The 12,081-nt window shown below is 68.7% G+C and carries 11 protein-coding genes; 6 read left to right on the top strand and 5 right to left on the bottom strand.

Features of this window, described 5'->3' with window-relative positions:
* Window positions 1-39: 39 nt before the first annotated feature.
* The 3 genes from ABTX18_RS01500 (at window position 40) to ABTX18_RS01490 (ending at window position 4,140) form a co-directional block, all read left to right on the top strand.
* Window positions 40-1,491 carry a sugar porter family MFS transporter gene (locus tag ABTX18_RS01500; RefSeq protein WP_352120687.1) on the top strand — a complete coding sequence of 484 codons (1,452 nt, stop codon included), beginning with the start codon at window positions 40-42 and terminating at the stop codon, window positions 1,489-1,491.
* Between the two features lie 64 nt (window positions 1,492-1,555).
* The gene (gene zwf / locus ABTX18_RS01495; protein WP_352120686.1) at window positions 1,556-2,980 is read left to right on the top strand and encodes a glucose-6-phosphate dehydrogenase; all 1,425 of its coding nucleotides are present in this window, start codon (window positions 1,556-1,558) and stop codon (window positions 2,978-2,980) included.
* 65 nt (window positions 2,981-3,045) lie between these two features.
* Window positions 3,046-4,140 (top strand): FUSC family protein, encoded by a 1,095-nt coding sequence (locus ABTX18_RS01490; RefSeq protein WP_352120685.1) that lies wholly within the window; start codon window positions 3,046-3,048, stop codon window positions 4,138-4,140.
* A gap of 640 nt (window positions 4,141-4,780) precedes the next feature.
* On the opposite strand, the gene ABTX18_RS01485 is transcribed toward ABTX18_RS01490, so the two are convergent.
* From ABTX18_RS01485 to ABTX18_RS01475, 3 genes are read right to left on the bottom strand one after another with little or no spacing between them, the layout of a single operon-like run.
* A complete protein-coding gene (locus ABTX18_RS01485) occupies window positions 4,781-4,954 on the bottom strand; it encodes a rubredoxin (RefSeq protein WP_352120684.1) in 174 nt (57 codons plus the stop codon).
* Complete coding sequence (locus ABTX18_RS01480; RefSeq protein ID WP_352120683.1) at window positions 4,951-5,130, bottom strand: rubredoxin; 180 nt, start codon at window positions 5,128-5,130, stop codon at window positions 4,951-4,953. Before ABTX18_RS01480 ends, ABTX18_RS01485 begins: the two co-directional genes overlap by 4 nt.
* Entirely contained in the window at window positions 5,127-6,296 is a 1,170-nt protein-coding gene (locus ABTX18_RS01475) for an alkane 1-monooxygenase (protein WP_352120682.1), read from the bottom strand. Before ABTX18_RS01475 ends, ABTX18_RS01480 begins: the two co-directional genes overlap by 4 nt.
* Window positions 6,297-6,437: 141 nt before the next feature.
* Here ABTX18_RS01475 and ABTX18_RS01470 point away from each other — a divergent pair, with 141 nt between their 5' ends.
* Window positions 6,438-7,010 carry a TetR/AcrR family transcriptional regulator gene (locus ABTX18_RS01470; RefSeq protein ID WP_503061078.1) on the top strand — a complete coding sequence of 191 codons (573 nt, stop codon included), beginning with the start codon at window positions 6,438-6,440 and terminating at the stop codon, window positions 7,008-7,010.
* A gap of 112 nt (window positions 7,011-7,122) precedes the next feature.
* Window positions 7,123-8,430 carry a phytase gene (locus ABTX18_RS01465; RefSeq protein WP_503061077.1) on the top strand — a complete coding sequence of 436 codons (1,308 nt, stop codon included), beginning with the start codon at window positions 7,123-7,125 and terminating at the stop codon, window positions 8,428-8,430.
* Window positions 8,431-8,594: 164 nt separating this feature from the next.
* Here the strand turns inward: ABTX18_RS01465 and ABTX18_RS01460 are convergent, their stop codons facing one another.
* Window positions 8,595-10,166, bottom strand: coding sequence for a cellulose binding domain-containing protein (locus tag ABTX18_RS01460; RefSeq protein ID WP_352121143.1), 1,572 nt, complete (start codon window positions 10,164-10,166; stop codon window positions 8,595-8,597).
* Between the two features lie 470 nt (window positions 10,167-10,636).
* Here ABTX18_RS01460 and ABTX18_RS35800 point away from each other — a divergent pair, with 470 nt between their 5' ends.
* Window positions 10,637-10,861, top strand: a complete 225-nt coding sequence (locus ABTX18_RS35800) for a hypothetical protein (RefSeq protein ID WP_503061076.1) — start codon at window positions 10,637-10,639, stop codon at window positions 10,859-10,861.
* A gap of 168 nt (window positions 10,862-11,029) precedes the next feature.
* Here ABTX18_RS35800 and ABTX18_RS01450 read toward each other — a convergent pair whose 3' ends face one another.
* Complete coding sequence (locus ABTX18_RS01450; RefSeq protein WP_352120680.1) at window positions 11,030-12,079, bottom strand: YihY/virulence factor BrkB family protein; 1,050 nt, start codon at window positions 12,077-12,079, stop codon at window positions 11,030-11,032.
* Window positions 12,080-12,081 lie beyond the last annotated feature (2 nt).

Here is a 12,081-nt window from a genome sequence, read left to right as displayed (position 1 = left end):
CGATGGCCGTACAGACCATCAAGGAGAAATGGGCGGCACATGGTTCAGGGGTTTTCCAGGGAGCCGGGGACCCATGGTCCACTGACCGAAGTCGCGCCGGAGGGGATCCGTAAGATCACCCGCTGGGCTGCCGCTATCGCGCTGGGCGGATTCCTGTTCGGTTTCGACACGGGTGTGGTATCCGGCGCATTGCTGTACCTCAAGAAGGACTTCGGTCTCAACTCCTTCCAGCAGGGAAGCGTCGTCAGTGTTCTGCTCATCGGGGCCGTTTTCGGTGCCGCGTCGGCCGGCCGGCTGGCCGACAGACTCGGCAGGCGCAAGGCCCTGGGCCTGATCGGGCTCGTGTTCATCGTCGGAACGGTGATCGCGGCCACAGCGCCCGGCTACGCGGTGCTCATGGTGGGCCGCATCATCCTCGGCCTCTCCGTCGGTGCCGCATCCGCGACGGTGCCGGTGTATCTCTCGGAGATCTCACCGACGAAGGTCCGGGGCCGCCTGCTGACCATGAATCAGCTGATGATCACGGTGGGCATCCTCGTCGCCTATCTCGTCAATCTCCTCTTCGCGAGCAGCGAAGCGTGGCGTGCGATGTTCGCAGTGGGCGTCATTCCGGCCGTGCTCATGGTCGCGGCGACGCTGTGGTTCCTGCCCGAGTCCCCGCAGTGGCTCATCGCCCATGGACAGCAGGACGTGGCGCGCCGGGCAATCGCCGCGCTGACCGACGACGCGACGGCGAACGAGCTGATCCAGCGGGCCCAGCAGCGCATCGCCGCCGACAGCGAGACGCAGAAGCGGAACAAGCAGACAGGCGTGCGGGGCCCCAAGCCCTTGTTGGCGCGGGCTGTCCGGCCAGCTCTCGTCGTCGGGCTCACACTCGCCGCGGTGCAGCAGTTCGCCGGTATCAACACGATCATCTACTACGCGCCGACCATCATTCAGCAGACCGGTCTCAACGCGTCGAACTCCATCTTCTACTCCGTGTTCATCGGTGCGATCAACCTGGTCATGACGCTCGTGGCGATCCGGCTCGTCGACCGGGTGGGACGGCGGCCCCTGGTCCTCGTCTCACTCGGGCTCATGGCGGTCTCGATCTTCATGCTCGGGCTGGCCTTCATCGTGGGCATGAACTCGACGCTGACCCTGCTGTTCATGGTGATCTACATCGCGGCCTTCGCGGGCGGCCTCGGCCCGGTGTTCTGGACGCTGATCGGGGAACTCTTCCCTCCATCGGTCCGGGCCGAAGGATCGAGCGTGTCCACCGCCGTCAACTGGGTGTCCAACTTCGTCGTCAGTCTCGCCTTCCTGCCACTGGCAGGAGTCATCGGCCAGGGCGAGACGTTCTGGATCTTCGCCGGGATCTGTGTGCTCGCGTTCTGGTTCGTCAGCCGCTACCTCCCCGAGACGCAGGGCCGTGACCCCCAGCAGATCCAGGAGGCCCTGCGGTCCCGGTTCGGGCACTCGTCCGAGCCGCGATCGACGAAGACCGCCTGACAGGACACGGGAACCCGGACGCCGGCGACCCGCCGGTGGTGCTTCCTCGAGAAAGGACGTTGCGATGAGTGACACCCCGCTCGGCGCTCCCGAGCTGGAACGCTCCGATTGCCTGGTGCTCTTCGGGATCACCGGGGATCTTGCCAAGAAGATGCTGCTCCCGGCGCTCTACCGGCTCACCGAATCCGGCAAGCTGACCGTGCCGGTCATCGGGGTGGCCGCCTCGGACTGGGACGACGACGCCCTGCGCAAGCACGCGCGTGAGGCCGTGCTCGCCACCGGAACGGACATCGACGAGACGGTCTTCTCCCGGTTCGAGGCCGGTCTGTCCATCGTCACCGGAGACTTCGCCGACGACTCCACCTTCGCCCGGCTGCGCGACGCCGTGGCCGGATTCGGCTTCGTGACGCACTACCTGGCGATCCCGCCGACGCTGTTCACCAAGGTGGCCGCCTCGCTGGCCACGGCCGGACTGAACGGCAACGCCCGGCTGGTGGTGGAGAAGCCCTTCGGACACGACCGTGACTCCGCACTGAAGCTCCAGGACGAGCTGAGCGCTCATTTCGACGACAACCACCTGCTGCGCGTCGACCACTTCCTGGGCAACCGGGCGGTCGAGAGCCTGATGGTCTCCCGGTTCGCCAACACCCTGCTGGCGCCGATCTGGCACCGCACCTATGTGGACAACGTCCAGATCACTCTCGCCGAGGACTTCGACGTCGCCGACCGGGGCTCCTTCTACGACGGGGTGGGCTGCCTGCGCGACGTGGTCCAGAACCATATGCTCCAGGTCCTGGCCTTCCTGACGATGGATCCGCCGAGCGCCGGGAACGCGCGTGCGCAGGGGCTGGAGAAGTGGCGGGTGCTGCACGCGACCCGCACGATGGATCCCGCCGACACGGTCCGCGGACAGTACGAAGGCTATCGGGACGTCGAAGGGGTCGCACCGGACTCCACCACCGAGACGTACTTCGCGACCCGCATGTTCGTCGACAACTGGCGCTGGTCGGGCGTGCCCTTCTACCTCCGCAGCGGGAAGTCCCTGGCCGTCACCGCCACCGAGGTCGTCGTCGAACTGCGCAGGCCGCCACTGGATCTCTTCGGCGACGACGGCACCCAGGCGCCGGCCAACCTCATCCGCTTCCGCATCGACGGCGACACGGGGATCAGGGCGGATCTGGTCGTGAGCGAGCCGACGGAAGGCACGGGGCCGAGGTCCGTCCCCATGGGCGTCGACTTCGCCAAGGTCATGGGGCGGCAGGAACTCCCGTACGAGAACATCCTTCACGGGGCCGTCGAAGGCGACCCCGAGTGCTTCGCGTTCTTCCCCGCGATCCTGGAGTGCTGGCGCATCGTGGACCCGGTACTCGACACCGCCGAACCGCCGGTGCCCTATGCGCCGGGAACCTGGGGCCCGGAAGCCGCCGGCCGGCTCCCGGGGCTGCGGAGCTGGCACGAGTTGGGCCCCCGTCTGTTCGACGGCGACTAGCGCGAGGGATGAACCTCGCGCGTCACGGCGAACCGAAGAGGACGATGCACGAGGTCCGGCTGCGTGTGACGGACAACCTGTGGCCCGTGCTCCAGGAGGCCGCGGCGGCCGCGCTGTCCTGGTGGATCGCCAGGCAGGTCTTCGACCACCATGTCCCTCTCTTCGCGCCGATCGCCACCCTCGTCGCGCTCAACACGCCCGTCGGCGGACGCGGCACCAACGCGGTGAGGGTTGTGTCGGGGGTGATCGCCGGTGTCGTCGTCGGGCAGCTGGCCTTCCGCTTCCTGGGCCACGGTGCGCCGTCCGTCGGCGTGGCCGTCCTGTGTGCGCTCCTGGTCGCCCTCCTCATCGACGGGCAGCGCATCACCATGGCCCAGGCAGCGGTGGGGGCGGTGATCTCCGTCGCGGCCGGACAGCAGGCGGGCGTCGTCCGGGTGGAGGACGCGCTGCTCGGAGCCGGAGTGGCGCTCGTGTTCAGCCAGCTCCTCTTTCCCCCGCACCCGCTCGCCCTGCTGAGACGGGCCGAGACCGCCACCTTGCAGGGACTGAGCCGGGCGCTCGAACTGACGGCGCGGGCACTGGAGGCGTCGGCCGACGAGCGGAGTGCTCGGCCGTGGGAGGAGCTACGGCCCGTCTACACCTTGCTGAACGATCTCGGCAGGACGCGGGACGACACCATCGCCGTGGCCCGGCGCACCCCCCATTGGCGGGGGCGGCAGGAGCCCATCCACCAGGAGATCGCCTCCACGCGCGACCTGGACCTGCTCGGCAACAGCTGCCTGACACTCATCCGCGGCGCCTCGGCCCTCGATACGGGACACGGACAGGCCTTCGCCCACACGGTGAGGGACCTGGCCGGAGTCCTGGGAACGCTGGCGGCCGCCCCCGGAAGCCATGCGGTACGCCGCCACGCGACCGGCCGGGCGCTCGGTGTCGTCCGGGGCAGCCCGGAGGCCGGTCCGCCTCTTCCGGTCGCGGTGTGGGAAAGCGTCCGGCTGGTCGTGGGGGACGTCCTGGTCTTCGCGGGCGCCGACGCGGACCGGGCCCAACGGGCGGTGCGCGAGGGAGCCACCGATGTACGCCTCGGAGTACCCCCGGACCTTCGGTGGCCGTCGCCCCGGCGGCGCCGCCGGGGCCGACGCGGACCTTCGGCCCCGTAGGGGGCGGTAGAACACGGTTGCGGTCCATGACCTTCGCAGGGCGTGGTCCGAGTGACGCCGGGCAGGGAGAATCGTTTCCACGGTCATGAGAGTCATGAGCACCCCTGATGCTCCCACGGCCGTCGGCGTGGGTTCCGCTTCTCTGAGCACGGACTCACCCGGCAGATACGTAAGCGCTCCCGGTCGTGGTCTGAGAGACCTTCTGCCTGCGGCACGAGGTCATGCGATCAGGCGGGAAACGGAATGCGCGCCCGTGTATGCGGAGTTGGTGAGAACCTGGGCTGCGCGCGGGGGCACACTCCCCGGCGTGCCGGACCCGGAATGGAACCACCTGATTTCGCTCCGGCACCTTCATGAAGAAACGGAGCGGACGCTGCGGAAGCTCCGTCTCGAGGCCCTTCAGTAGCCCGGAAATCATCTGGGTCGGCGATGTCGCCGTGACATGTCCGAGAGGCTCGCGCGGGCGCTTTCTGCTGCCTGATGTTCGGATCGGATGACTGGAGGACGAGCCGACGTCTGAAGAAACGTTCACTCGGCCACCGCGTGATTCTTGGGAGAATGCCGGACTCCCTCGATCACGCGGTTGCCGGTCCGGCCCGACGCGAGAGTTCCCCGGGAGTCGGTCCTTCGCTCACTCTGCTCAGGCAGGGGTGATCTCGGTCATTTCGAAGTCCGCCTTGGCGGCTCCGCAGTCGGGGCAGGACCAGTCGTCGGGGATCTCCTCCCAGCGGGTGCCGGGGGCGATGCCCTCGTCCGGCCAGCCCTCGGCTTCCTCGTAGATCCAGCCGCACACCAGGCACTGCCACGTCTTCATGAGGTCTCCACCCGGTCGAAGTCGAGCTTCTCGCGTACGCCGCAGTCGGGGCAGCACCAGTCGTCAGGTACCTGGTCCCAGGACGTTCCTGCGGGGAAGCCCTCGCGGGGCGCCCCGGTTCGTTCGTCGTAGACGTAGTCGCAGACGGGGCAGACGAATCGGCGGGTCGCTGTCATGCGGCGCCTCCATAGCGCGCGAGGACGGCCAGGCGGCGTGAGGGCTGGATGTTGGCGCGGGTGACGTCGCCTTCGTAGTGGGCGATGACGCGGGGGTCCATGACGCGGCGCCACAGCGGAGGGAAGTAGGCCAGGAGGATCATCCCCGCGTAGCCGGCGGGGAGTTCCGGCGCCTCGTCGAAGTGGCGCAGAGCCTGGTAGCGGCGGGTGGGATTGGCGTGGTGGTCGCTGTGCCTCTGGAGGTGGTAGAGGAACACGTTGGTAGTGACGTTGTCGCTGTTCCAGCTGTGCTTGGGGGCGCAGCGCTCGTAGCGGCCGGATGCGGTGCGCTCGCGCAGCAGCCCGTAGTGCTCCGTGTAGTTGATGACTTCCAGGAGACAGAAGCCGAAGACGGCCTGGAAGACCAGGTACGGAAGAATGCCGGGGCCGAACGCGACCGTGAGCGCCGCGAAGAGGGCGAGCGACATCGCCCAGGCGTTGAGAACGTCGTTGCGCAGCGTCCAGGGGCCCCTGCCGCGCCGCTTCAGACGGTTCCTCTCCAGGCGCCAGGCCGAGCGCAGGCTGCCGGCGACGGTGCGGGGCAGGAAGCGCCAGAAGCTCTCACCGAGGCGGGCGCTGGCGGGGTCCTCGGGTGTCGCCACGCGGACATGGTGGCCGCGGTTGTGCTCGATGAAGAAGTGCCCGTACCAGGTCGGCGCGAGGGCGATCTTGGAGAGCCATCGCTCGACGGATTCCTTTTTGTGGCCGAGTTCGTGCGCGGTGTTGATCCCGATGCCCGAGACACCGCCGAGCGTGAGGGAAAGGCCCATGCGGTCCGCCGGGGAGAGGCCGCCACGGGAGATCAGCCAGCACCCGACGACGAGCCCGGCGTACTGCACGGGGAGGTAGAGGAAGATGCACCAGCGGTAGTAGCGGTCCTGCTCCAGCCAGGACAGCACGCTGTCCGGCGGGTTCGCGGTGTCCTTGCCGAAGAGCTGGTCGATGGCCGGGACGATCACGTAGAGCAGGACGAGGCCGGTCCACCAGAACGCGGCGAGTCCGGTCGCCTCCACCAGACCCCAGGAGATGAAGGGCAGTGAGGGGACGAGGAGCCCGATCAGCCACAGACAGCGCTTCGGATCGTGCCAGGTCACTGCCGCGTCCGCGGCCTCGGATGGTGCCGTCATGCGCCCACTCCCCAGGTAGGAGGACACTTTCCTAACTGAACGTCAAGTATTTAGACAGTTGATCTAGTTAGTGTCAAGGCTTTCGACATGGTGCGGACGGTTGATTACAGTGAGGCCACGATGACGAGGTTTCGTGAAAACGTGCGATCGCTGCTCCGCGAACAGGTAATGAACGCGGCCTATGAACTGGTGGCCGCCGAGGGCTGGGGCAAGCTGCGGCTGGCGGCGGTCGCGAGGATCGCGGGCATCAGCCGGCAGACCCTCTACAACGAGTTCGGCTCGAAGGAGGCCATCGGGCAGGCGCTCATCGCGCGCGAGGCCGAACGCTTCCTGCTGGGCATTCAGCAGCAGCTGGACGCGCACCGAGGCGACCTGGAGGCAGCCGCGGCCGCCGGGGTCTGCTACACCCTGCGCCAGGCCTCCGACAACGCCCTCATCAAGTCGGTTCTCACCAGCGCGCGCGGCGGCGAGGACGACCTGCTCGCCTATCTGACCACCCGGCCCGAGCCCGTCTTCAATACCGCCACCGCCATGCTCGACGCGTACGCGGCCGACGCCTGGCCCGAGGTCGACGCCGAGTCCCGCAGCCTCGCCGTCGAGACGATTGTGAGGCTGACGGTCAGTCATATCGTGCAGCCCGGTGCCTCTCCCGAGGAGTCGGCCCGTCGGATCGCCCGGATCACCGTTCTCACAGCCCGCTACCCGCGCCACTGACGTCCCCGTCCGAGGGCCGGGCGGCGGCGCACCCGGAATTCACCTTCCGTGCGGCTCCGCTCCACGTGCAGACCGCCTCCTTCTCGCATCCGGATCACAGGCTGCTGCGGCGATGTTCCCGATAACAAGGAGCCTTTACGTGGTCACCCCTGGCACGTCCCTGGTGGTCCTCGCCACAGCCTTCGCCGCGCTCACCGTGACGGCGACCGGCCCCGCGCAGGCCGCCGCGTCGCTGCCCGCCGTCTTCCCGCGCGCCGAGACCCCCGCCCTGCACGACGACGAGGCGGGGGGCGACGCCGATGCGGACGACCCCGCGATCTGGCGCAACCCGGCCGACCCGGACCGCAGCCTCGTCGTCGCGACGGCGAAGCAGGGCGGACTGCGCGTGTACGACCTCGACGCCCGCGAGGTGCAGTCGATCCCGGCACCGGCGGGGCCCGGGGCGGACGACGCGCCCGGCCGCTTCAACAACGTGGACCTAGTGCACAGCGCGCGCCTCGGCGACCTGGCCGTCACCACGGACCGGGGCAACGACCGGCTGCGGATCTACCGCATCGACCGGAACCGCGCCGGCGGCCCGCTCGGCGATGTGACCGACCGTACGGCCTCACCGGTCTTCTCCGCGTCGCAGGACGAGATCAACGAACAGCGCACCGCCTACGGCCTGGCCACCTGGACCGACCCGGCGACGGGCCGCTCCTTCGCGCTGGTGAGCCGACGTGAGCGCACCCGTATCGCCCTCCTGGAACTGACCGCCCGCGCCGACGGCTCCGTCGGCTACACCAAGGTCCGCACGCTGGACCTGCCCGCCGGCTTCCGTCTGCCGAACGGCGCCTCCTGGTCGCCGTGCGGTGAGCCGGGCGAACTTCCGCAGGTCGAGGGCATGGTCGTGGACCCCGTGAACGGCACGCTGTACGCGGGCCAGGAGGACGTCGGCATCTGGCGTCTGAAGGCCGACCTCACCGGGACGCCCAAGCTGATCGACAAGGTCCGCGAGTACGGCGTCCCCGGCACGTACGACGAGGCGACCGAGGAGTGCGTCGCGGGCGCCGACCCCGGCTTCGGCGGCACGAAGCTCACCGCCGACGTCGAGGGTCTCACCCTGGTCACCGAGAAGGACGGCGACGGCCTGCTGCTCGCCTCCAGCCAGGGGGACAACACCTTCGCCGCCTACGACCGCGAGATCTCCGACGCCAACGAGTACGAGGGCGGCTTCCGCGTCACCTCGGCCACGGCGGCCCCTGACGGCTCCGAGGAGTGCGACGGCGCGGCCGCGCTCAACGCACCGCTCGGCCGCCGCTACCCGAACGGCCTGCTCGTCGTCCAGGACGGCCACGACGCGCCCGGCGACGGCGACCGCCCCTCGACCAACTTCAAGTTCGTCGACCTGGGAGAAGTCACCGACGCGATCGACGACTGACCCGACGGGAGGGGCGGAGCACCCGGTCGCGGGCGCGCCGCCCTGCCCGCCCGCCGGCGCGTTTGTGCGCCGTGTGCCCGCGGGACCCGCCGGCACACGGCGCAGGGCGGCCTACGCAGCTCAACCGCGTGCTGTCGGCGAGCCGGTGAGGTGATCGGATCGGGTCAGGCCGAGGCGCAGGTGCTGCCGTTCAGGGTGAAAGCCGTCGGAAGGCCGTTGGTTCCGGGGTGCGAAGTGCCGCTGAATCCGAAGTTCAGGCTCGCGCCGGGCGGGATGGAGGTGTTGTAGCCGGTGGGGTGGACAGCGGTCACGTTCCGGCCGTCTTGGGTCCGGGAGGCGTTCCAGATCTGGGTGATGGACTGGTCACCGGGGAAGCCGAACGACAGCTCCCAGTTGTCGGCCGGGGTGGTGCCGGTGTTGTGGATCGTGACATCCGCGTTGAAGGTGGTTCCCCAGTCCGCCAGCTTGTAGGTGACCTTGCAGGAAGCCCCGGCCGTGGGTGACGCGGTGGGGGTGGGGGTCGGTTCGGTCGTGGGAGTCGGGTCCGTGGTCGGGGAGGGGGACGGGGTGCCCGGTGTGCGGCCGCTCTTGACGGCCATGCGGGCGGAGTGGTCGCGGAAGACCACGAGTTCGGGGGCGCCCTGGGAGACCCCGAACTTTCCGTCGATCTGCCGGTCCTGGTACCACCAGAAGGCGCTTCCGTCGCCGCCGGCCGTCTCGAAGTCGGCGTAGATCTCGCTCCACCAGGCGGCACGGTCGACGTTGTGGACGTTGAACTCGCCCATGAAGAACGGTTTGCCGACCTGCTCGTGCGAGTCGCTGATCCATGCCCGGATCAGCTTCTTCGTCTCGTCCAGAGTGAGGTCCGCCCAGTACTCCGTCGGGTACGGGTGCGCCGAGGTGAAGTCAAGGTACGGCGACTGCTGCAGGTGGACGAAGGGGTTGCCTTCGTCGCCGCCGAACCCGTACTGCGTGCCGTGCCCCTCGATGCCGGCGCCCAGCAGGTGGCGGGGGTCGATCCTCTTGACGAAGGCGCCCATCTCGTCGACCCAGGCCCGCAGCGTGGCCCCTCCGACGTTCTCCTCATGGCTCTGGGCCTCGTACCGAGGCTCGTTCATCAGATCCCAGGCGAAGATCGTCGGATCGTCCTTGTACTTGACCCCGGAGTAGTGGTTCGTCCGGTTCAGCGCGTAGCTCACATAGTTCTTGTACGAGGTGAAGCATCCGGGGCAGCGCGCCTTGTCGAAGAAGGCAGCCCTGGCCGGCTGGCCGCCGGACAGTCCCTGCCAGCGCAGGCGGGTGTCGATACCGCCGTACGCCTCCCAGTAGTTCTCGAACACGGGCATGAGGCGCATCCCGTGCGTCCGGGCGGACTCGATGATGTAGTCGAACTGCGCGAACTGCTGCTCGTTGTACACGCCTTCGGACTTCTCGAAACCGTGCCAGTCCTCGTGGCTGAACATCCACAGCCGGACGACATCGACACCGTCGCCACGCATGCGTGCGAAGTGGGCGTCGATGCGCGCCTTGTCCATGTACTGGGACTCCGTGTCGCCGGAGCCCGAGCCGAAGGTGAACAGGTCGTACGCGTTGGTCCCGGCGACGTAGTACTCCTTGCCGTCCAGACAGAAGCGGATCCCGCACCGTGTCGCGAACGAGTCGGTGGCGGCCGATGCCGGGGCGGGGCGCGCGAGCGACAGACAGGCGCCCGCCAAAGCGGCCAGAAGCAAGAACACCAAGGGCCAGTGACGTCTGGGCCAAGGGTGGGGGTGACTGCGCATGGCGTCTCTTTCGTCCGAAGGGAGCGGTCCGCGGCCTCGGAGGACGCGGCGGGTGGACGGGGCCGGCTTCGGCGGCTCGACGAAGGGAACTCCTGCCCTGTACCGGTTTATTGACCTGGAACGTAGGGGTGTGTTGCGTGACTGTCAATCAGTCGCGACGACCTCAAATATGCAGGTCATTAGAGAACTCCCAGGCCTTGGTAGGGATGACCATTAGGTTTAGCGGTTTAGTTCGCTGACGCGGTCTGCGGCCCGTCGACGGATCACGAACGCCCCGTTGACAGGGGTGGCATACGCGGTGCCTCATATGGGGGCGCCGACCGGGTCGCACCGCGGAGGCGTCCCTGATCACCGTCGCCCACCCGGGCCGGCCCCGCGGCCAGTCGGCGGCGCTGGGTGTGGGTGCCCTGCCGACAGAAGCGGTAGTGCCCGGGGTCCCGAAGGGCGGCCACGCGGCGAGTTGTGCGGGAAGGCTCACCGCCCAGGGCGGCGTCCACCGCCGCAGCAGGGCCGCGGTGACGGGTTCGGCCACCAGGAAAGCGGCTCGCACGCCCGACAGCGCGTACACCTTGGACAAGGAGGTGCTGGACCACGACCCGCGGGTCCTCCGCCGCCAGAACGGTGAGCGACTCCCGCCGCCAGAACGGTGAGCGACTCCCGCCGCCAGAACGGCGAGCGACTCCGCCAGATCGACATAGCCGAGACAGGCCTCGTCGATCCGCCAGCGGGTTGCGGCCCGATGCGGCCGCGATCGGGGCGCGCAGCTCGGTGGCCGGTGCGTGGCGTCCGGTCGGATTGTTCGGATTGACGCCCTGGCGCTATTCGCGCCGCTCGCTCCGTTCGTCGTCGTGACGGTCGTGACGGTCGTGACGGTCGTGACGGTCGGGACGGTCGGGACTGCCGGGGCGGTCGGCCGACCTGCGGTCCTCGTCGGTCCACTTCCGGGTGTCGCGTGGCTCGACGTACGGTTCCTCGTCCGGCGGGCGGCCGCTCACGACCGCTCGTTCCCGGGCGATCTCCGCGTCGAATTCGAGACCGAGCAGGATGGCGAGGTTCGTGATCCACAGCCAGACCAGGAAGATAATGATCCCGGCGAGGGCCCCGTACGTCTTGTTGTACGAACCGAAGTTGGCCACGTAGAACGCGAAGGCGGCCGAGGCCGCCAGCCAGATCAGCAGGGCCAGCAGGCTCCCCAGGGAAACAAACTTGAAGCCACGGTCCTTGGCGTTCGGGGCGGCCCAGTACAGGATCGCCAGCATGAGGCCCACCAGCACCACGAGGACGGGCCATTTGGCGATGGACCAGACGGTCATGGCGGTGTCGCCCACGCCCAGGATCGTGCCGACCTGCCGGGCCAGTCCTCCGGTGAGCACGACGATCAGCGCGCTGACGCAGGCGAGGACCATCAGGGCGAGGGTCATGCCGAGGCGCAGCGGCAGGATCTTCCAGGCCGGGCGGCCCTCGGGCACGTCGTAGACGGCGTTCGAGGCGCGGATGAAGGCGGCGATGTAGCCGGACGCGGACCAAAGTGCCCCCAGCAGGCCGACGACGGCCAGCACGGAGCTGGTCCCCCCGGTGGACTGCAGCTGGGTCACCGCGTGGGTGATCACGTCGCGGGCCGAGCCCGGCGCGAGCTTCTGGATGTTGCTCAGGACTGTCTGCGTGGTGGACTGGCCCGCGAGCCCCAGCAGGGCAACCAGCACCAGCAGGGCGGGGAACAGGGCGAGGATGCCGTAGTAGGTCAACCCCGCCGCCCTGTCGGCCAGTTCGTCCCGCTTGAATTCCTTCACCGTACGTTTCAGTACGTGGACCCACGAACTCCTGCTGACCTCCCCCGGTGAGGCGGGAGGCCGACCGGACTCATGCATGA

It is taken from the genome of Streptomyces sp. NPDC096323 (assembly GCF_040302845.1).
GTDB lineage: Bacteria > Actinomycetota > Actinomycetes > Streptomycetales > Streptomycetaceae > Streptomyces.
The sequence above is the reverse complement of the archived record's forward strand: the minus strand, read 5'-3'. Positions and strand labels throughout refer to the sequence as shown.

Coding starts and splice junctions, on each gene's coding strand:
- ABTX18_RS01500 (WP_352120687.1), top strand. CDS start 40: ATGGTTCAGGGGTTTTCCAGGGAGCCGGGGACCCATGGTCCACTGACC.
- ABTX18_RS01485 (WP_352120684.1), bottom strand. CDS start 4,954: ATGAAGACGTGGCAGTGCCTGGTGTGCGGCTGGATCTACGAGGAAGCC.
- ABTX18_RS01475 (WP_352120682.1), bottom strand. CDS start 6,296: ATGACGGCACCATCCGAGGCCGCGGACGCGGCAGTGACCTGGCACGAT.
- ABTX18_RS01480 (WP_352120683.1), bottom strand. CDS start 5,130: ATGACAGCGACCCGCCGATTCGTCTGCCCCGTCTGCGACTACGTCTAC.
- ABTX18_RS01450 (WP_352120680.1), bottom strand. CDS start 12,079: ATGCATGAGTCCGGTCGGCCTCCCGCCTCACCGGGGGAGGTCAGCAGG.
- zwf (WP_352120686.1), top strand. CDS start 1,556: ATGAGTGACACCCCGCTCGGCGCTCCCGAGCTGGAACGCTCCGATTGC.
- ABTX18_RS01465 (WP_503061077.1), top strand. CDS start 7,123: ATGTTCCCGATAACAAGGAGCCTTTACGTGGTCACCCCTGGCACGTCC.